At 70.8% G+C, this 16,864-nt stretch carries 17 protein-coding genes; 9 read left to right on the forward strand and 8 right to left on the reverse strand.

From position 1 onward, the window contains the following. Nucleotides 1-108: 108 nt before the first annotated feature. Nucleotides 109-1,065: a LysR family transcriptional regulator gene (locus Aph01nite_RS20680; RefSeq protein ID WP_204042575.1), complete on the forward strand. Its 957-nt coding sequence runs from the start codon at nucleotides 109-111 to the stop codon at nucleotides 1,063-1,065. 141 nt (nucleotides 1,066-1,206) lie between these two features. On the opposite strand, the gene Aph01nite_RS20685 is transcribed toward Aph01nite_RS20680, so the two are convergent. The 4 genes from Aph01nite_RS20685 to Aph01nite_RS20700 form a co-directional block, all read right to left on the reverse strand. Further along, nucleotides 1,207-2,859, reverse strand: a complete 1,653-nt coding sequence (locus tag Aph01nite_RS20685) for a sulfatase-like hydrolase/transferase (protein WP_204042576.1) — start codon at nucleotides 2,857-2,859, stop codon at nucleotides 1,207-1,209. A 34-nt stretch (nucleotides 2,860-2,893) separates the two neighbouring features. Continuing rightward, complete coding sequence (locus tag Aph01nite_RS20690) at nucleotides 2,894-3,778, reverse strand: sulfotransferase family protein (RefSeq protein ID WP_204042577.1); 885 nt, start codon at nucleotides 3,776-3,778, stop codon at nucleotides 2,894-2,896. Nucleotides 3,779-3,843: 65 nt separating this feature from the next. Next, complete coding sequence (locus tag Aph01nite_RS20695; RefSeq protein ID WP_204042578.1) at nucleotides 3,844-4,320, reverse strand: hypothetical protein; 477 nt, start codon at nucleotides 4,318-4,320, stop codon at nucleotides 3,844-3,846. After that, nucleotides 4,317-4,844 carry an RNA polymerase sigma factor gene (locus Aph01nite_RS20700; protein ID WP_204042579.1) on the reverse strand — a complete coding sequence of 176 codons (528 nt, stop codon included), beginning with the start codon at nucleotides 4,842-4,844 and terminating at the stop codon, nucleotides 4,317-4,319. Before Aph01nite_RS20700 ends, Aph01nite_RS20695 begins: the two co-directional genes overlap by 4 nt. A gap of 135 nt (nucleotides 4,845-4,979) precedes the next feature. On the opposite strand from Aph01nite_RS20700, the gene Aph01nite_RS20705 reads away from it, so the two are divergent. Then, nucleotides 4,980-6,272 (forward strand): esterase-like activity of phytase family protein, encoded by a 1,293-nt coding sequence (locus tag Aph01nite_RS20705; protein WP_204042580.1) that lies wholly within the window; start codon nucleotides 4,980-4,982, stop codon nucleotides 6,270-6,272. Here Aph01nite_RS20705 and Aph01nite_RS20710 read toward each other — a convergent pair. Next, nucleotides 6,241-7,104, reverse strand: a complete 864-nt coding sequence (locus Aph01nite_RS20710; RefSeq protein ID WP_444978688.1) for a helix-turn-helix transcriptional regulator — start codon at nucleotides 7,102-7,104, stop codon at nucleotides 6,241-6,243. The two genes, Aph01nite_RS20705 and Aph01nite_RS20710, sit on opposite strands and share 32 nt — an antisense overlap. A gap of 115 nt (nucleotides 7,105-7,219) precedes the next feature. Between Aph01nite_RS20710 and Aph01nite_RS20715 the strand changes: the two genes are divergently transcribed. Beyond that, on the forward strand, nucleotides 7,220-8,260 hold the full coding sequence (locus Aph01nite_RS20715; RefSeq protein ID WP_204042598.1) for an aldo/keto reductase: 1,041 nt from the start codon (nucleotides 7,220-7,222) through the stop codon (nucleotides 8,258-8,260). A gap of 23 nt (nucleotides 8,261-8,283) precedes the next feature. Beyond that, entirely contained in the window at nucleotides 8,284-8,694 is a 411-nt protein-coding gene (locus tag Aph01nite_RS20720) for a hypothetical protein (protein WP_204042581.1), read from the forward strand. On the opposite strand, the gene Aph01nite_RS20725 is transcribed toward Aph01nite_RS20720, so the two are convergent. Next, the gene (locus tag Aph01nite_RS20725; protein ID WP_204042582.1) at nucleotides 8,695-10,122 is read right to left on the reverse strand and encodes an MFS transporter; all 1,428 of its coding nucleotides are present in this window, start codon (nucleotides 10,120-10,122) and stop codon (nucleotides 8,695-8,697) included. Nucleotides 10,123-10,282: 160 nt separating this feature from the next. Here Aph01nite_RS20725 and Aph01nite_RS20730 point away from each other — a divergent pair, with 160 nt between their 5' ends. Beyond that, nucleotides 10,283-10,855, forward strand: coding sequence for a TetR/AcrR family transcriptional regulator (locus Aph01nite_RS20730; protein WP_204042583.1), 573 nt, complete (start codon nucleotides 10,283-10,285; stop codon nucleotides 10,853-10,855). A 124-nt stretch (nucleotides 10,856-10,979) separates the two neighbouring features. After that, a complete protein-coding gene (locus Aph01nite_RS20735) occupies nucleotides 10,980-11,408 on the forward strand; it encodes a cellulose binding domain-containing protein (protein WP_204042584.1) in 429 nt (142 codons plus the stop codon). Between the two features lie 137 nt (nucleotides 11,409-11,545). Here the strand turns inward: Aph01nite_RS20735 and Aph01nite_RS20740 are convergent, their stop codons facing one another. Further along, nucleotides 11,546-12,769, reverse strand: coding sequence for an FAD-dependent monooxygenase (locus Aph01nite_RS20740; RefSeq protein WP_204042585.1), 1,224 nt, complete (start codon nucleotides 12,767-12,769; stop codon nucleotides 11,546-11,548). Between the two features lie 93 nt (nucleotides 12,770-12,862). On the opposite strand from Aph01nite_RS20740, the gene Aph01nite_RS20745 reads away from it, so the two are divergent. From Aph01nite_RS20745 to Aph01nite_RS20755, 3 genes are all read left to right on the forward strand, one after another. Further along, a complete protein-coding gene (locus tag Aph01nite_RS20745) occupies nucleotides 12,863-13,387 on the forward strand; it encodes a TetR/AcrR family transcriptional regulator (RefSeq protein WP_204042586.1) in 525 nt (174 codons plus the stop codon). A 101-nt stretch (nucleotides 13,388-13,488) separates the two neighbouring features. Further along, a complete protein-coding gene (locus Aph01nite_RS20750) occupies nucleotides 13,489-13,788 on the forward strand; it encodes a hypothetical protein (RefSeq protein ID WP_204042587.1) in 300 nt (99 codons plus the stop codon). 51 nt (nucleotides 13,789-13,839) lie between these two features. Continuing rightward, nucleotides 13,840-14,610: a class I SAM-dependent methyltransferase gene (locus Aph01nite_RS20755; protein WP_204042588.1), complete on the forward strand. Its 771-nt coding sequence runs from the start codon at nucleotides 13,840-13,842 to the stop codon at nucleotides 14,608-14,610. Between the two features lie 46 nt (nucleotides 14,611-14,656). On the opposite strand, the gene Aph01nite_RS42200 is transcribed toward Aph01nite_RS20755, so the two are convergent. Continuing rightward, on the reverse strand, nucleotides 14,657-16,864 hold a 2,208-nt coding region (locus Aph01nite_RS42200), incomplete at its 5' end, for a galactose-binding domain-containing protein (protein WP_204042589.1).

Here is a 16,864-nt window from a genome sequence, read left to right on the forward strand (position 1 = left end):
AACCGCCCCCGCCGACCCGCTATTGCCGATCGGCTCGCGGTATCACCGATGGCCGCCATTAGCGGATCCGCTGGTCAGAGCGCCGCGGCCATGAGCGACCATGGACGAGTGGAGATCCGGGAGATGCGGGCGTTCGTGGCCGTCGTGGAGGAGGGGGGCCTGTCGGCCGCCGCCCGCCGGCTGCACGTGAGCCAGTCCGCGCTCTCCCAGACCGTGCGGTCACTCGAACGCCAGCTCGGTGTGCGGCTCCTGGTCCGGGATCACACGGGGGCCCGGCCGACCGAGGCCGGCAGGACCCTGCTGGACGAGGCGCGGACGCTCTTGGCCCGCCACGACGCCATGATCGCCACGATCACCGGCCTGCCGGACGAGCACGCGGGATCGTTGTGCATCGGTGTGCCGCTGGAGTTCCCCGTCGATCTGCTGCCGCCGGTCCTGGCCGAGCTGAGCGCGGCGCACCCGCAGGTCACGGTCAACGTGCGGCACTCCCCCAGCACCGCCCAGCTGGCCGAACTGCTGGCGGGCGAACTGCACGTGGCCCTCGTCCGCGATCGGCCCACGGACCCCCGGCTGGACAGCGTGCTCGCCGTCGAGGAGGCCATGGGCGTGATCCTGCCCGCGGCCTGCGCGGAGGAGGTCGCCGAGGCCGGGGATGTCCCACCCACCCACCCTTTCTCCGGGGCTTCGCCCCGGCCCCCAGAGCCCGCCGGCATCCGCCTGCACCGCCTGGCGGGCATGTCCTGGGTCGGCTTCCCCCGCTCGGACGCGCCCGCCTGGTACGACCAGGTGACGGCGACCCTGCGCACGCACGGGATCACCGCCGTCAAGCTGGCCAGCGGCGAGGACCACCCGGTCACCCCGGAGGTCAAGCTCGCCGCCGTCGGCACGGGCCGCGCCTTCGCCCTCGCCTCGCCCGGCTGGGCCCGCCCGCTGCCGGAGGGCCTGGCCTGGCACCCGCTGATCGGTGCTCCGCTCGTCCGCCGCACGTGGGCGGTCTGGCGGGCGGAGTCACGGTCCCGCGAGCTCGCGGCCCTGATCGCGGCTCTGGACATCACCGCGGTGTGACGCCAGAGGTCCTGGCCAGCGCCGCGAGCTCGCTGCCTGATCGCGGCTCTGGACATCACCGCAGTGTGACGCCAGAGGACCTGGCCAGCGCCGCGAGCTCGCTGCCCTGATCGCGGCTCTGGACATCACCGCGGTGTGACGTCAGAGGTCCTGGCCGGCGGTACCCCAGTCCTTCGCCCGGAACGTGATCGCCTTGCCGTTCGCCGTGAACTTCGCCTGGCCGTGCACGGGAGCGTGCTCGCCGGTGGCCTCGTCCAGGGCGAACGTCGCCGTCAGCGACTCCCCCGGCGCCAGCGTGTCCGCGCGGCCGCCGGACCGCACGGTGCGGCGCCCGTCGGCGTCCAGGCTCAGCCGTACCTTCCGCCAGGGCGAGGTCGAGCCGTTGTGCAGGGTCACCATCACTTCGGTGGCCGTCTCGCGCACCAGCAGCCCGTACGGGATGCGTGGGTCGTCGCCGATCGACCGGTCCAGGAGGCCTGCCAGTTCGGACACCAGCTGCGGGTGCTTGGCGGCCACGTTGTGGCGTTCGCCGCGGTCGCCGCGCAGGTCGTAGAGCTCGATCCGCCCGTCGGGGCCGGCGCCGGAGATGTTCGGCGCGAACCGGATGAGCTTCCAGTGGCCGCGCCTGATGGCCTGCATCTTGCGGGGCCGGTTCCACAGCAGGAACTCGTGGTGGAGGTCCCCGCCGCCGGTCACGAGGCCCCGGAGGGATTTGCCGTCCAGGTGGGCCGGGACGGGCACGTGCGCGAAGTCGGCCAGCGTGGGCAGGATGTCGTACAGGGCCACCGGCTCGTGGACGACCCTCGGCGCGAAGGACGGCGACCAGGCGATCATGGGCACCCGGATGCCGCCCTCGTAGAGCTGGCGCTTGACCCCGCGGAACGGCCCGTTGGAGTCGAAGATGGCCGGATCCACGCCCTTCTCGTGGTGCGGCCCGTTGTCGGCGGTGAACAGCAGCACGGTCGAGTCGGCCACGCCAGCCTCGCGCAGCGCCCGTACGATGTCGCCGACGTGGGAGTCCAGCCGGGTCACCTGGGCGGCGTGACGACGGTTGGCGCGGGTCCACGGCTCGTGGGCGTACTGGCCGCTGTCACCGGGGATCTCGCTCGGGGAGTGCGGCAGGATCGTGGTGAAGTGCAGCAGGAAAGGGCGTCCCGCGGACTCCTTGATGAACGCCACGGCCTTGTCGCGCAGCAGGTCCGGCGCGTACGTCCGCCCGTCCAGCGCCACCCTGCCCTCGTTGTGCCACAGGTAGATCGGCCAGTACTGGTGGGCGTGGACGTGCGTGAGGTAGCCGTAGAACTCGTCGAATCCCCGGACGTTGGGGTGCGAGGCCTGGCCCGGGCCTTCGGGGCCGAAGCCCCACTTGCCGATGCAGGCCGTCCGGTAGCCGGCCAGCCTGAGCACGTCGGCGAAGGTCAGGTCGGTGGAGCTGAGCGAGCGCTGCGGCCCGCCCTCCGGGTTCTCGCGCACGGTGCCGTGCCCGGCGTGCAGGCCGGTCAGCAGCGTGCAGCGGGATGGCGCGCACAGCGAGGACCCCGCGTACGCGCTGGTGAAGCGCACGCCCTCGGCCGCCAGCCGGTCCAGGTTGGGGGTGACGATCTTCCGCTGCCCGTAGCAGCCGATCTCCCCCCAGCCCAGGTCGTCGGCGACGATGAGGACGAAGTTGAGCGGGCCTCTGGCCTGCGCCGCCGTCTGAGCCGTGGCGGTGTCGGCCGCGGCCGTGGCGGTGAGCCCGGCCGCGAGCAGACCACCGGTACCCGCGAGGAACCCGCGTCTGGAAGTGGGCGGCATCGATCCTTGGATTCTGCTGGGGTGGTTCACGGCGTCACATGTAGTTCCACGTCCGGCACATCTCGTGCAGGGTCTCGGGTACGTCCTCGGCGGCCGGAAGCGGTCTGCCGTGCTGGACCGTACCGGATCTGATCTTCTCCCGCCAGTCTCCGATGCCTTTCACGAAGTCCTCGCCGCCGGTGCCGTACCTGAGCATGCCGGGCTCGGGCGCGACGCCGAGGAACGAGCAGATCCGGGCGACCTCCACCTCGGGGTTCTGGGTGAGGCTCTCGTAGCGGACGGTCAGGCCGGGCAGCTTCTGCCGCGCCTCCTCCAGGTAGGTCATGTAGTTGAGCGTGTGCCGGAGGGCCTCGTCCATGGGACGTTTCTCCGGGTCGGCCTCGTGCCAGGACTGCGCGATCGACATCGGGTGCCGGATCAGGAAGATCAGGCGGGCGTCCGGCCAGCAGGTGCGGATGCGCTTCCAGGCGAAGACGTTGCTCGGCGTCTTCTCGACGAGGATGTCCTTCCCGCTCTTGACCAGCTCGCGGTGGAGCATGCGGTCCCACAGGATGTGCTCGATGTCGCTCTGGCTGTGGCCGAGCACCTCCATCGCCTGCCGCAGCGGCTCGGTCGGCAGCCCGACCGTCAGCCTGCGGACGTGCAGCTCGTGCGGGGCGTGGATCCGGGAGTGACTGTTCAGCATCACCCTCAGCAACGTCGACCCGGACCGTACGGACGACAGCAGGAACACCGGTTCGGCCAGCAGCCGGTCAACGGCGGGATCGACGGGGGGACGCACCACGTCGCCGGGGGCCCTGGTGGACAGGACCGGCGGCGGCGCGGGCGCGGGCGGGCGCGGCGCGACCAGCAGGGACCTCTTGAGCGTGTAGCCGGTCAGGCCTTCCAGCGTCGTGTTGACCTTGTGCTTCCATTTCATGGTCGCGAAGGTAGAGGTGATCTCTTACGCGAAGGTGAACAACGGCTGGGAGAGCCCTGAGTCGGTCACACTTCCCCGGTCAGCTCCCGCTTCCGCCGCAGCAACGCGGCCCTTCGCGCGTGCGCCCGTACGAGCAGTGTCAGCGCGACCACCACCAGCAGGCCCCCGACCACCAGCGAGACCCCGAGCCCGCTGCCCCGCTGACCCGCGATCACGGCCACGGCCGCGCTGGTGGACAGGCAGGCCGCCAGGGCGATCCAGGCGGCGGCCACCCGGTCGCTCGCGAACAGCGGCACCCTGCGCGTGACCAGCCAGCCGCCGTACCCGGCCCAGGCCAGGCAGATCACGGTCAGCAGCCCGAACACCAGATGCGTACGCCCCGGCAGCGGACCCGGCTCGGTCCACCACAGCCCGGTCGTGAACAGGGCCCCGCCGAGCCCCGCCACCAGCGCCACCACGGCGCGCGCCCGCCGGCCCGGCGACAGCGCCGGCTCCAGCCGCTCGATCATCTCCGCCGCCGACAGTTCCGGTTCCTCGTTCATCGCGGATATCCCTCCATGTGCTCTCGTAGCAGGCGACGGGCCCGGTTGAGCCTGGACTTGACGGTCCCGGCCGGGACCTGGCAGATCTGCGCGCACTCCGCCACGGACAGCTCCTCCAGGTAGAACAGGACGAGCACCTCCCGCTCCAGGACCGGCAGCCCCGACAGCACGGCGACCAGTTCGGCCCGGTCGGTCATCGCCTCGATCGCGTCCTCGGCGACGGCCACGTCCGGGCCGGGGTCGTGTGCCTGCTCGGCCGCCCTGGCGTACTCCGCCCGCAGCCGGTCGGTCACCGACCGGCGGGCGATGGTGAACAGCCAGGGCGCGAACCGTCCGGGTTCCCGCAGCCGGGGCAGGCTCCGGACCACGGCCAGCCAGACCTCCTGGCTCACGTCGTCGGCCCGTTCCGCGTCCAGCATGCGCCGCACGTACGTCCACACCGGCAGCCGCCAGCGCTCCACCAGTTCGGCCAGCGCGGCCCGCTCACCCAGCTGCGCGCGGACCACCAGCAGCTCATCGGTCATCTCGTCCTCCCGTCACCCTGAACAGTCGGAGGTGAGGGCGGGCGGGTTCACGGGAATACGTCCGCTCAGGGTTCACCGGCGCTTCAACGGGAGGTCTTCCGGCGTCACTAGGTTCATGCTGCTGATTTTGAGTGGATGAAAGGCACGCCGATGTTCCGTCCCGCCCTCGCCGGCCTGGCCCTGGCCGCCGCGACCCTCGCCATTCCCGGTACGGCGACGGCCGAGCCCGCCCGGAACCCCGTCGTGGTCAAGGACGTGACCTTCCCGACCATCCCGCTGGCCGAACTCCAGCGTTCGATCAAGGATGACCGTGGCGTGAACCTGGGCGGCGTCGGCAGCGGCCTGTTCCCCGCCTCGCGCCGGGGCGACTTCTGGATGGTCACCGACCGCGGCCCGAACGGCCAGCCCACGGTCGGCGGCGAGAAGCGGCGCACGTTCCCGGTGCCCGAGTTCGCGCCCGCCATCGTCAAGGTGGCCACCCGGTTCGGCGTGGAGATCAAGAAGTACATCCCGATCGTCGGGCGTTCCGGCAAGCCGGTCACCGGGCTGTCCAACCAGGCCGGGCACGACGAGCTGCCGTACACGTGGGACGGGCTGACCACGCTGCCGTACAACCCGAGCGGCGTGGACACCGAGGACATCGTGCGGGCCAGGAACGGCGACTTCTGGCTGGTGGACGAGTACAGCCCGTCGCTGCTGCGGGTCTCCGCCAAGGGCATGGTGATCGCCAGGTACGTCCCGGCCGGACTGAACCTGACCGGCGCCGACTACCCGGTCAAGCCCGTGCTGCCCGCCATCCTCGCCACCCGCCCGCAGAACCGCGGCTTCGAGGGCCTGGCCATCAACGGCAACACGCTCTACCTGGCCGTGCAGAGCCCGCTGCAGAACCCCTCCAAGGCCGTCGGCGACAAGTCGCGCGTGGCCCGCATCCTCACCTTCGACCTGCGCCGCGGCCGGGTCACCGGCGAGTACGCGTACCAGTTCGAGGACGTGACCGGCTTCGACCCGAAGGTCAACGGCGACCAGAGCCAGATGAAGATCTCCGGCCTGGTCCACGTGGGCGGCGACCGCCTGCTGGTGGACGAGCGCACCGACAACGTCGCGAAGATCTACCAGATCAACCTGGCCAAGTCGAAGAACCTGCTCGGCGGGCGGTACGACGACGCCGCCACGACCCCGTCGCTGGAGGCCCTCACGGACCTGTCCGCGGTCAAGCCGGCCCCGAAGACGCTGATCGCCGACCTGTCCGTGGTCGCCCCCACCCTGCCGGGCAAGGTCGAGGGCATCGCCCTGCTCGACCCGCGCACGCTGGTGGTGGCCAATGACAACGACTTCGGCCTCGGCGAGTTCGGCGCGGACGGCCGCCTGATCGACTCCGGGGTGAAGAGCCGGATCGTCACCATCCGCCTGCCGAAGCCTCTGCGCTGAGGCCGCGCACCACACGCAGCGCGCCCGGACGACGCCGTTCGAGGGCGGCGGAGGTCGCTTCGTCGGCCGGCAGGTAGACGATCATCCGCTGCCCTTCGGCGTCCAGGGTCTCGTACGACAGCCGCAGCTCGCCCACCTCCGGATGGACGAACCGCTCCACCCCGGTACGGCTCGGCAGCGCGGGCACCCCGCGCATCCGCTCCGCGAAGGGCGCCCCGCCCACGATGGTCAGCTCCTCCACAAGGTGCGCGAAGTGCGGGTCGCCCGGGGATGACTCGGCTCTGAGCAGGGCGACCTGCTCGTCCGCGACCCGCTCCCAGTCGGGGAACACCACTCGCGCGCGGGCGTCGGTGAACACGAACCTGGCTCGGTTCGGCGGCCCTCCGTCCAGCAGTCCGGCGGGCCCGGCCAGGCGCTCGTAAGCGGCGGTGTGCGCGAGGGTCTCGCCGAGCCGGTTGACCAGCACGGCCGGCGTGTCCTCCAGCCGGTTCAGCAGCGCCCGCATGGTGGCCCGCACCTCGCGTTCCGGCGGCAGCATGCCGGGGCAGAGCACGTCCGCGCCGTAGGCGGCTTTGGCCAGGTTGCGGAGCTGGATCCGCTCGGCCACGGACAGCCGCAGCGCGTCCGCGAGCGCGGCCAGGACCTGCGCCGACGGACGCCGGTCCCGCCCCTGCTCCAGCCGCGTCAGGTAGTCGACGCTCACCCCGGAGATGGTCGCCAGCTCGGCCCGCCGCAGGCCGGGAGTACGGCGGCGCGGACCGGCGGGCAGCCCCGCCTCGGCCGGCGTGACGGCCTCCCGCCGGCTGCGCAGAAACGCCCCCAGTTCTCGCACACGCCGAGTCTACGTTCGGCGCCGGCCCCGGATCGTGGCCCTGCCGGGGCCAGTCTCAGCCCGGCCTCCCTGCCCGCCGCCCGGCCGCGCAGACTTCGGACCCATGAGCCTCCAGATGCGCTACCGCCTGCTCGGCCCGACCGGACTCCGCGTCTCCGACCTGTTCCTCGGCGCCATGACCTTCGCCGATCCGGGCGAGGCGGCCAAGATGCTCGACCTGTACGCCGACGCCGGCGGCAACGTCATCGACACCGCCTCCGCGTACGGCGACAGCGAGGAGATCCTCGGCGACCTGCTGCGCCAGCGCCGGGACCGTTTCGTGCTGGCCACGAAGTACACGCTGACCCGCGACGCCACCGACCCGAACGCGGGCGGCGGCCACCGCAAGAACCTCACCCTCTCGCTGGAGTCCAGCCTGCGGCGGTTGCGTACCGACTACGTGGACCTGTTCTGGGTGCACGCGTGGGACGAGCACACGCCGATCGAGGAGACCATGCGGGCCCTGGACGACGCCGTACGCGCCGGAAAGGTGCTCTACGTGGGGGCTTCCAACCTGCCGGCGTGGCTGGTCTCAAGGGCGAACACGCTGGCCGAATGGCGAGGCTGGACGCCGTTCGCGGGTATTCAGGTGCCGTACAGCCTGCTGAGCAGGGACATCGAGCGAGAACTGCTGCCGATGGCCGAAGCCTGCGGCCTTTCGGTGGCGACCTACGGAGCGCTGGCGGGCGGGGTGCTCTCGGGCAAGTTCACGGGGCCGCGCGATGTGCTGACCGGGACCAGGGTCGATCCCGCGTCGCTCACCGAGCGGGACCACCGGGCAGCCCGCGCCGCGCAGGAGGTCGCCGGAGAGCTGGGCGTGACCCCGTCGCAGGTCGCGATCGCCTGGACGCGCACCCGTTCCCCGGCCGTGCACCCGATCATCGGCGCCCGCACCGCCGAACAGCTCCGGGACAACCTGGCCGCCGTCGCGGTCACGCTGCCCCCGGAGGCCATCGCCCGCCTGGACGCGGCGGTCGCGTTCGACCTGGGCTACCCGGCCGCCGACCAGGCCGAACTCCGGCCGTGGCTGTTCGGCGCGCACGAAGCCGGCCTCGACGGCAGGTGCAGCCGGGCACAAGTGAGAAACAAGACGATCGGGGTCCACTGGGAGGAGTGACACCTTCGAAAGTGGAGAGACCTATGAACAGATCGCTTGTCGGCTGTATGGCCGCCCTCGTGCTCGTCTATCTGGCCGGGGCGGCCATCGCAGTCGACCACGGACTCAGCGAGACCTTCCTGGACGCCGTCGGCCCGAACGGCCGGCTGTCCGCGCCCATCCCGATGATCGTCCTTCAGGTCGTCGCCGTGGGGCTGGCCGTCAGCTCCCGCCGGGGCGTGGCCCTGACCGGTTCGGCCGTGGTGACGCTGGCCTGCGCGGTCGCGGTCATCTCCGGCTTCTTCGACGGCGGCTACGCCGACACCCGCCTGACGGCCTTCGAGCGCGTCTACCAGTTCACCGTGATCGGCGGAATCGTCGCCCTGGGCGCGCTCGGCTTGATCACCTTCGTCCACCGCCTGCGGGCCGGCCGCGACGCCGCCCTCACCGTGTGATCAGCGCGCCGCGACGAGCAGCTCGGGGGCGTCGGGCGCGTCGGGGGTCCTGCGGGCCCGGACGGCCGGGACGAGCAGGGCGAGTCCCACGGTGACCGCCGAGATGACGGTGATCACCGTGAACGCGTTGCTGAACCCCGACTCGTACGGCAGGCCGTCCGCCTGCAGCTGCCGCGTGATGATCGAACTCACGACGGCCGTGCCGATCGACCCCCCGATGGTGCGGATGTTGGCGTTCATACCGGTGGCGACTCCCGTCTGCGCCGCCGGCACGTTCTGCACGATCAGACTCGTCATCGACGCGTACGCCAGGCCGAGCCCGAACCCGAAGACCCCGCCGGCCAGCGCGAACTGCCACGGCTCGTCGTGGAAGAAGGTGAAGGAGGCCCCCGACAGCGCGCTCAGCACCGATCCCGACACCAGCTGGGCCTTGGCGCCGACGCGTGGGGTGATCGGGCCGCTGAGCACGCCGCCGACGGCCATGGTGACGAGCATGGGCAGCATCAGCAGTCCGGCCGCGGTGATGGTGGCGCCGAAGCCGTACCCGGCGGTCCGCGGGATCTGCATGAACTCGGGAAGGAACGCGTAGACGGGGAACATGCCCGCGCCGAACAGCAGGCCGACCAGGTTGGTCGTCCACACGGCCGGCAGTCGCATCAGGCGCATGTCGATGAGCGGGTTGCGGGAGCGCAGCTCGACCAGGATCCACAGGCCGAACAGGACCGCAGCGGCGGCGAACAGCCCGAGGGTCAGGGGCGAGGCCCAGCCCCACGACGTGGCCTCGCTGAGCGGGACCAGCAGCGCGAGCAGCCAGCCCGACAGCAGCACGGCGGCCAGCCAGTCGATCCGGCCGGGGGTGCGCACCGGGGACTCCGGGACGTACCGGCGGGCGAGGAGGGCGACCACCGCGACGATGACCACCGGGATGCCGAACAGCCAGCGCCAGTTGAGCAGCTGCACGATCGGCCCGGCCAGGACGATGCCCACGCCGCCACCGACCGCGATGACCGCGGACAGGCCGCCGATCATCGAGGGCACGCGCTCGGCCGGGAACTCGTCGCGGACGATGCCGAACGCCATGGGGAAGACGGCCGCGCCGAGACCCTGGATCACCCGGCCGGCGATCAGCACGCCGATGGTGGGGGCCAGCGCGGAGACCAGGCAGCCGACCGCGATCGCGGTCAGCGCGATGAGCAGCGTGCGCTCCTTGCCGATCATGTCGCCGATCCGGCCCATCAACGGGGTCGCGACCGAGGCCGCCAGCAACCAGGCGGTGAGCACCCAGGTCACGGTGTTCTGGGTGGTGTTCAGGTCGTGCTGAATGGTGATCAGAACCGGGCTCACCAGGGACTGCAGGATGGAGAAGGAGGCCACGGCGGCCGACAGGACCGCGAAGGTCAGCCGCGTGGAGGTAGAGCTACGTGCCATGAGAGTCCTTCGACGCCGGGATCGAGGAGGGATCCGGCCGGTGACCGATGCCTGCCACGGGCATCGTTGAGGGAATACGCCTGCTAAAGTCGAGGCGTACCTCCACAATAGCGGAGGCATACCTCCGCTTCAACCCGCGGTCCAGGTCAGGAGGATTCCGGTGACAACAGAACCGCGTACAGGCCCCACCGTCGCGGTGCGCCGCCCGCACCGGATCGACGCGCGGCGCAACTTCGACGCCCTGCTCGCCGCCGCGCGCGAGGCGTTCGCCGAGAAGGGCGCCGACGCCTCGCTGGAGGACATCGCCCGCCGCGCCGGCGTCGGGATCGGCACGCTCTACCGCAACTTCCCGACCCGCCAGGACCTGTTCGAGAGCGTCTACGTCGGCGAGGTCGAGGAACTGTGCGAGGCCGCGGCCGACGTCGCGGGGCTGCCGCCGTGGGAGGCCCTGGTCACCTGGCTCCGCCGCTTCGTCGGGTACGTGGCGACCAAGCGTGCCATCTACGAGGCCCTCAACCGCGAGTCGGACATGTTCCGCGCCTGCCGTACCGACATCTACGCCGCGGGGGCGCCCCTGCTCGCCCGGGCACAGGAGGCCGGCGAGGTGCGTGAGGACGCCAGCTTCGACGACGTGCTGCGCCTGGTCAGCGGGATCACCGGGGCCGTCTTCGTGGACGAGGAGCAGCGGGCGCGGGTGCTGGGATTCGCCCTGGACGGCGTCCGCGTGCGCTGAAACCTTCACGCGCCCGACCAGGTGAGCTGCGCGGTGAGCGACCGTACGCCGGACCTTCGTTGACGCGGTCCAAAAGCGATCACACGCTCACAGCAGCCCGCTCACTCTGACGGAAAGGCGTGTCATGAGGTCGCTGAAAACCACGATCGCGCGCATGGCGGCGGTCGCCCTCGCAATCCCGCTTTTCGTTTCCGCCGGACCTCCCGCCGCGACGGCGAACTCCGCGGCGTACGGCTGCGCGGTGACCTACGACACCACCGACTGGACCACCGGCTTCGTGGTCGCCCTGACCGTGAGCAACACCGGGACCATCCCGTTCAGCCCGTGGATCCTCCAGTTCGTCTTCTCCGGCAACCAGACCGTCACCGCGGGCTGGAGCGGCGTCTGGACGCAGACCCCGCCCAGCGTGCAGTTCACGAACCCGACCTGGTTCGCCTCCATCGCCCCCGGCGCGTCCCACGGCCTCGGCTTCACGGCCACCTACACGGGCGTGAACGCCAACCCCACGGGCGTCACGCTCAACGGCGTCCCGTGCGTGGTGACCTTCCTCTGAGAACGGCGGTGACCGGCGCTCGCCGGTCACCCGCCCAGGAAGTCCAGCAGCGCCTGGTTGACCTCCTCCGGGTGCGTCCGCAGGTCACAAGGTGATCACGCCTGCAGCAGCACGGAAGATATGCCCCAGAGTTCGCGTCATCGGCGAGTCGCCACGGACTGGTAGTCACGCACCGGGACCTCGTCGTGCAGGCGCAGCACGCCGCCGCCGAGTCTGGACGCGGCACGGGCGACCGGCGCCGGCAAGCGGTCGATGATCCGGATCCCGGCCACCATGCCGGTCAGGGCCCGGCTGCTCCCGGGGATCAGCCGCTTGGCCGCCCCGACCGCGAACCTCCGGCTGCGCCGTACATAGTCGCCCAGCTCACGCTCGTACGCGGCGAACGCCCGTAGGTGGTCCCCGCCCGCCTCGGCCAGTTCCCCCGCCAGCACGTACGCGCCGACGATCGCGATGCTCGTGCTGCCGCCCACGGCCGGCCCCGGCGAGTACCCCGCGTCGCCCACCAGGCTGACCCGCCCGCGTGACCAGGTCGGCATGCGCAGCTGGGTGACCGAGTCGAAGTAGAACGTGGGCGCGGTGTCCAGCATCTCCATGAGCCGGGGGACCTCCCAGCCGAGCCCGTCCAGGTGTTCGCGGAGCAGGTCCTTCTGGCGGGCCGCGTCCCGGTGGTGGTAGTCGAGTTCCCGTTCCGGCCGGAACATGAACAGGCCGCGGGCGTCGTCCATGCGCGTGTCGCCGTACACGGCGGCCATTCTGTTCACGCCGACGACGCCTTCGACGCGTCCGCGCAGGCCGAGGTAGTTGGGCATGGACATGACCGCGAGGTAGGCCCCGATCCAGGTGGTGAACGCCGACTCCGGGCCGAAGACGAGGCGGCGCACGTTGGAGTGCAGGCCGTCGGCGCCGATCACCAGGTCGAACTCGCGGGCGGGCCCGTTCTCGAAGGTGACCTCGACGCCGCCGGGGTGCTCGCGCAGCGCCGCGATGGAGTCGCCGAACAGGTATTCCGCGCGGTCGCGGGTGGCGTCGTAGAAGACTTCGCTGAGGTCGTCCCGCATGATCTCGATGTGCTGGTCGGAGAAGGTGGTGATGAGCTTGCCGACCCGGAGCCGGTGCGTGCGCTCGCTGCCCTCCCGCCGCAGGGAGAGGAGTTCGGTCCCGGTCTTGCGGGCTTCGAGTTCGGCGAGCACGCCCATCTTCCCGGCGATGCGCGTCGCCGGGCGGAACAGGTCGACCGCGTGGCCGCCCGCCTTGCGCAGGGCGGGGGCGCGTTCGACGAGGGTGACGTCGAATCCGTACCGGCTCAGCCAGTACGCGAGGACGGGACCGGCGACGCTGGCGCCGGAGATCAGAATCCGCATGCGCGTTGTCCTTACTTACCGGAAGGTCAATTGCTTACCTAACGGATGGTAAGTCCCGAAGAGTTCCCGCGCGACGGCGGTTAGTCTTGGCCTATGACGAGGCCTTCGGACACCAAGAGCCGCATTCAGGAGGTGGCGCGCGAGCTGTTCCTGCGGCAGGGCGTGCAGCACACCAGCCTGCGGCAGATCTCCGAACGGCTCGGGATCACCAAACCCGCCCTCTACTACCACTTCAACTCGCGGGAGGCCCTGCTCCGGAGCGTCGTCCAGCCGCTGATCGACGAGCTGGAGAACTTCATCGCGGAGCGGCGGCCGGGACCCCCGGAGGAGCTGCTGGCGGACTACTTCGATCTCGCCTGGCGGCACCGGGACGTGCTCATGATGATCGTCTCGGATCTCACGGTGCTGACCGAACTCGACCTGGTCAGCCGCATGCTGGCCTGGCGGGAGAGCCTCATCACGCTCCTGGTCGAACCGGGGGCCGGGCCGGCGGCGCGCATCCACGCGACCGTGGCGGCCGGCGGGCTCTCCGACTGCGTCGTGCAGTACGCGGAGCTGCCGTTCGAGGAGGTCAAGACGGCCGCGGTCGAGGCGGCGGTGGCGGCGCTGAAGCCGTAGGGCCGCGCGGCAAGGTCCCGCAAAGACGGCATATTTGTCTACTTATGTCGTGATTCCTCCTGGTTTGCGAGGGGCAGATTTCGTGTGACAAGGGGGATCAAATGATCAAAATGATGCGCGAGAACGGTCTCACCTCCCAGCACATGTACCTCGCCGGCTTCGCCTCCGTCGCACTCTCCGCCACCACCTGGCTCATGTCCAACCTCAACCAGGGACGGGGCATGAGCCGTACCGACCACTGGGGCATCTTCATGGGCGAATGGGCGCCCACCTTCTTCGCGCTGGGAATCGCGCTCCGGCTCGAAGAGATGCAGGACGGCAGACACGACATGATGGGCAAATCCCGGGAAGGCATGGAACGGCAGATGGCGGGCAACGCCCGAATGTCCTCCCCGGCCTGAGCGCCGCCGTCGCGGGTGGGCCGACCGCCCGCCCGCGACTAGCCTGCTCGGGTGGCCGCAGACCGCACGACCCTCCGCCAGACCTTCGACACCGACCCCGGACGGTACGACCGGGCCAGGCCCGGCTATCCCCCCGAACTCTTCGACCGGTTGCCGGACGGCCGCGTCCTGGAGATCGGCTGCGGCACCGGCCAGGCCACCGAACCCCTGGCCGCGCGAGGCCACCCGGTCGTCGCCGTCGAACTGGGCGCGGGACTGGCCGCGTTCACCCGGCGCAAACTCGCCCGGTTCCCCGCGGTCGAGGTGGTCACCGCGGACTTCGAGACCTGGCCACTCCCGGAAGAGCCCTTCGACCTCGTGCTCGCCGCCACGTCCTTCCACTGGCTGGACCCGGCCACCCGCGTCGCCAGGGCCGCCCGCGCCCTGCGCCCCGGCGGCGTGCTCGCCACCGTCTCCACCCACCACATCGCCGGCGGCACCCGCCGGTTCTTCGCCGACGCGCAGACGTGCTACCTGCGATTCGATCCCGACACCCCGCCGGACCTGCGACTCCAGTCCCCCGACGAGATCCCCGTGGACAGCGCCGAGATCGACGCCTCCCCCGACTTCGGCCCCGCCGTCTTTCACCGGTACGAGTGGGACAAGCCCTACTCCACCCAGGAGTACCTCGACGTCCTGTCCACGTACTCCAACCACATCGCCCTGCCGGACGACGCGAGGACCGGCCTGCTGAACTGCCTCGCCACCCTCATCGACCGCGACCACGGCGGCAGGATCGTGAAGCGCTACATGACCGAGCTGCGTCTCGCCGAACGCCTCTGAAGCACGAGTCCCGGCCGCCGGGGTCCGGCGGCCGGGACGGCCGTGGTCAGGACTGGTAGACCTCGAACTCGGAGAGCTGTCCGGCCGGCCAGCCGGTGTTGCCGGTGATGTTCAGCCGGACGTACCGGGTGGAGGTGCCCGCGAACGTGATGGTGACGGTGTTGCCGGTGGCGGGGTTGAAGACGTAGCCGGCCGAGCCGGCGATCGTGGTGAACGAGGAGCCGTTCGTGCTGCCCTGCACCGACAGCGTCTGCGTACGCGTCTGCCAGGCCGACGGGGGCGGCAGTTTGAGCACGAGCCTGCCGACGGTCACGGCCGCGCCCAGGTCCACCTGGATCCACTGCGGGAAGGCGTTGTTGGCGCTCTCCCAGTACGAGCCCGCGTCCCCGTCCACCGCGTTGCCGGACGAGAAGTTCTGGGTGTGGCTGCTCTCTGCGGTGGGCTTGCCGCGGGCCAGGTTGGTGTTGGGCGCGGCGTCGGTGGTGACGTTGAGCGCGGCGGACGGGGAGGAGGTGTTCCCGGCCGCGTCCAGGGCGACCACGGTGAAGCTGTAGGCGGTGGCCGGGGTGAGGCCGGTGAGGGTGGCGGTGGTGCCGGTCGGCGTGGCCACGGTCGTGCCGTTCTGCCTGACCTGGTAGCCGGCCACGCCGACGTTGTCGGTGGAGGCGCTCCAGGACAGCGCGACGGTGGTGGCGGTCTTGCCGGTCAGGGCGAGGTTGCCGGGCGTGGTGGGCGGCTGGTTGTCGCCGGTGACCGTGGTGCCGTACACCTCGAACTCGGCGAGTTGGGCGGCGGGCCAGCCGGTGTTGGCGGTGAACGTCAGCCGGACGTACCGGGCGGTTCCCGAGCCGATGGTGATCGTGGCGGTGTTTCCGGTGGCGGGGTTGAACGTGAGCGACGTCGGGCCGGCGAAGGTGGTGAACGTGCTGCCGTTGGTGCTGCCCTGGACCTGGACGGTCTGGTTGCGTGTGCCCCAGGCGGGCTGCGGCGGCAGCTTGAGCACCACCCGGCCGACGGTCGCGGTCGCGCCCAGATCGACCTGGATCCACTGCGGGAAGGCGTTGTTGGCGCTCTCCCAGTACGAGCCGGCGTTGCCGTCCACGGCGTTGGACGGGGGGAAGCCCGGGTTGGTGCTGCTCGCGGTGACCGGCTTGCCGCGGGCCAGGTTGGGGTTGGGATCGACCACGAGCGTCGGGGCGGTGGGCCGGACCGGGGTGAGGGCGATCTGGCCCTTCAGCATGCGGCCGCCGTCGCCGGTCAGGCGCAGGTAGTAGTCCGAGGAGCAGGCCGTGCCGTCCTCGTCGAGGGCGAGCAGGCCCGAGTTGGCGGGCACGGTCGCGAGGGTCTCGGCCGTCTTGGCGATCTGGTTGCCCTCGTTGAACTCGTCGAACATCGAGATGTAGATGCCCTGGCAGCCGCCCCGGATGACGTTGTAGAACTGCCGCCACATGAAGTCGCCGTGCGCGCGGTGCCGGGCGGTCACCTCACCGGGCATCACGCACGGCTGGTAGTCGATGCCCCGCGCGTTGCAGTGCGCCTGGTCCGGCAGGATCAGGTTGGTGTAGTGGTTGTCGGCCTCGCCGATGTTCTTGATCCGGCCCACCATCCAGGGCGAGATCATGTCGTACGCGTTGTAGACGTCGATGAAGCCGGGGCGGGAGTCGTTGATGCCCTGCCGCCAGTGTGTCGGCACGCCGCCCATCACGTAGCAGCCCTGGGCCTTGAACCAGTTGACGACGTCCAGGCAGGGCGCGGGGGCGAACGGGCGGCTGGGCTCGCTGAAGCCGAAACCCCACAGGCCGACGACGGGCTTGCCGTTCTGCCTGGCGTACATGGGGGAGGCGACGTGGGCGGACATCTTGGTGAGCCAGTCGGTCTTGACCTCGGACTGCATGTTCAGCCAGTCGGTGAGGTCGTACATGACGTACCACTTGATGCCGTTGGCCTCGGCCGACTGCCGTACCTTCTGGGCCATGGCGTCCCGGGTGGGGCCCTCCGCGCCGTTGGGATTGAAGCGCTGCAACGCGGCTGTGTCGATCTTGTATTCGCGCATCCAGCGGAAGTGCGTGTCGACGGTCTGCTGGTCCCAGCTGGAGAAGAGCGTGGCGGGCTGGCCGTTGTTGAGGTTGGCGTACGCGGTGACGTAACTGTTGGTGTACTCCCGCATGTCGGGCCAGGCCACGATGGTGTTGTTGCCCGGCGACGGCGGCACCTGGTTGTTGTTGCCGCTCCAGTGCCACCAGGCGTTGATCGG

It is taken from the genome of Acrocarpospora phusangensis (genome assembly GCF_016862995.1).
Classification (GTDB): Bacteria; Actinomycetota; Actinomycetes; order Streptosporangiales; family Streptosporangiaceae; genus Acrocarpospora; species Acrocarpospora phusangensis.

Coding starts and splice junctions, on each gene's coding strand:
- Aph01nite_RS20685 (WP_204042576.1), bottom strand. CDS start 2,859: ATGCCGCCCACTTCCAGACGCGGGTTCCTCGCGGGTACCGGTGGTCTG.
- Aph01nite_RS20690 (WP_204042577.1), bottom strand. CDS start 3,778: ATGAAATGGAAGCACAAGGTCAACACGACGCTGGAAGGCCTGACCGGC.
- Aph01nite_RS20695 (WP_204042578.1), bottom strand. CDS start 4,320: ATGAACGAGGAACCGGAACTGTCGGCGGCGGAGATGATCGAGCGGCTG.
- Aph01nite_RS20700 (WP_204042579.1), bottom strand. CDS start 4,844: ATGACCGATGAGCTGCTGGTGGTCCGCGCGCAGCTGGGTGAGCGGGCC.
- Aph01nite_RS20705 (WP_204042580.1), top strand. CDS start 4,980: ATGAAAGGCACGCCGATGTTCCGTCCCGCCCTCGCCGGCCTGGCCCTG.
- Aph01nite_RS20715 (WP_204042598.1), top strand. CDS start 7,220: ATGCGCTACCGCCTGCTCGGCCCGACCGGACTCCGCGTCTCCGACCTG.
- Aph01nite_RS20720 (WP_204042581.1), top strand. CDS start 8,284: ATGAACAGATCGCTTGTCGGCTGTATGGCCGCCCTCGTGCTCGTCTAT.
- Aph01nite_RS20725 (WP_204042582.1), bottom strand. CDS start 10,122: ATGGCACGTAGCTCTACCTCCACGCGGCTGACCTTCGCGGTCCTGTCG.
- Aph01nite_RS20735 (WP_204042584.1), top strand. CDS start 10,980: ATGAGGTCGCTGAAAACCACGATCGCGCGCATGGCGGCGGTCGCCCTC.
- Aph01nite_RS20740 (WP_204042585.1), bottom strand. CDS start 12,769: ATGCGGATTCTGATCTCCGGCGCCAGCGTCGCCGGTCCCGTCCTCGCG.
- Aph01nite_RS20745 (WP_204042586.1), top strand. CDS start 12,863: ATGACGAGGCCTTCGGACACCAAGAGCCGCATTCAGGAGGTGGCGCGC.
- Aph01nite_RS20750 (WP_204042587.1), top strand. CDS start 13,489: ATGATCAAAATGATGCGCGAGAACGGTCTCACCTCCCAGCACATGTAC.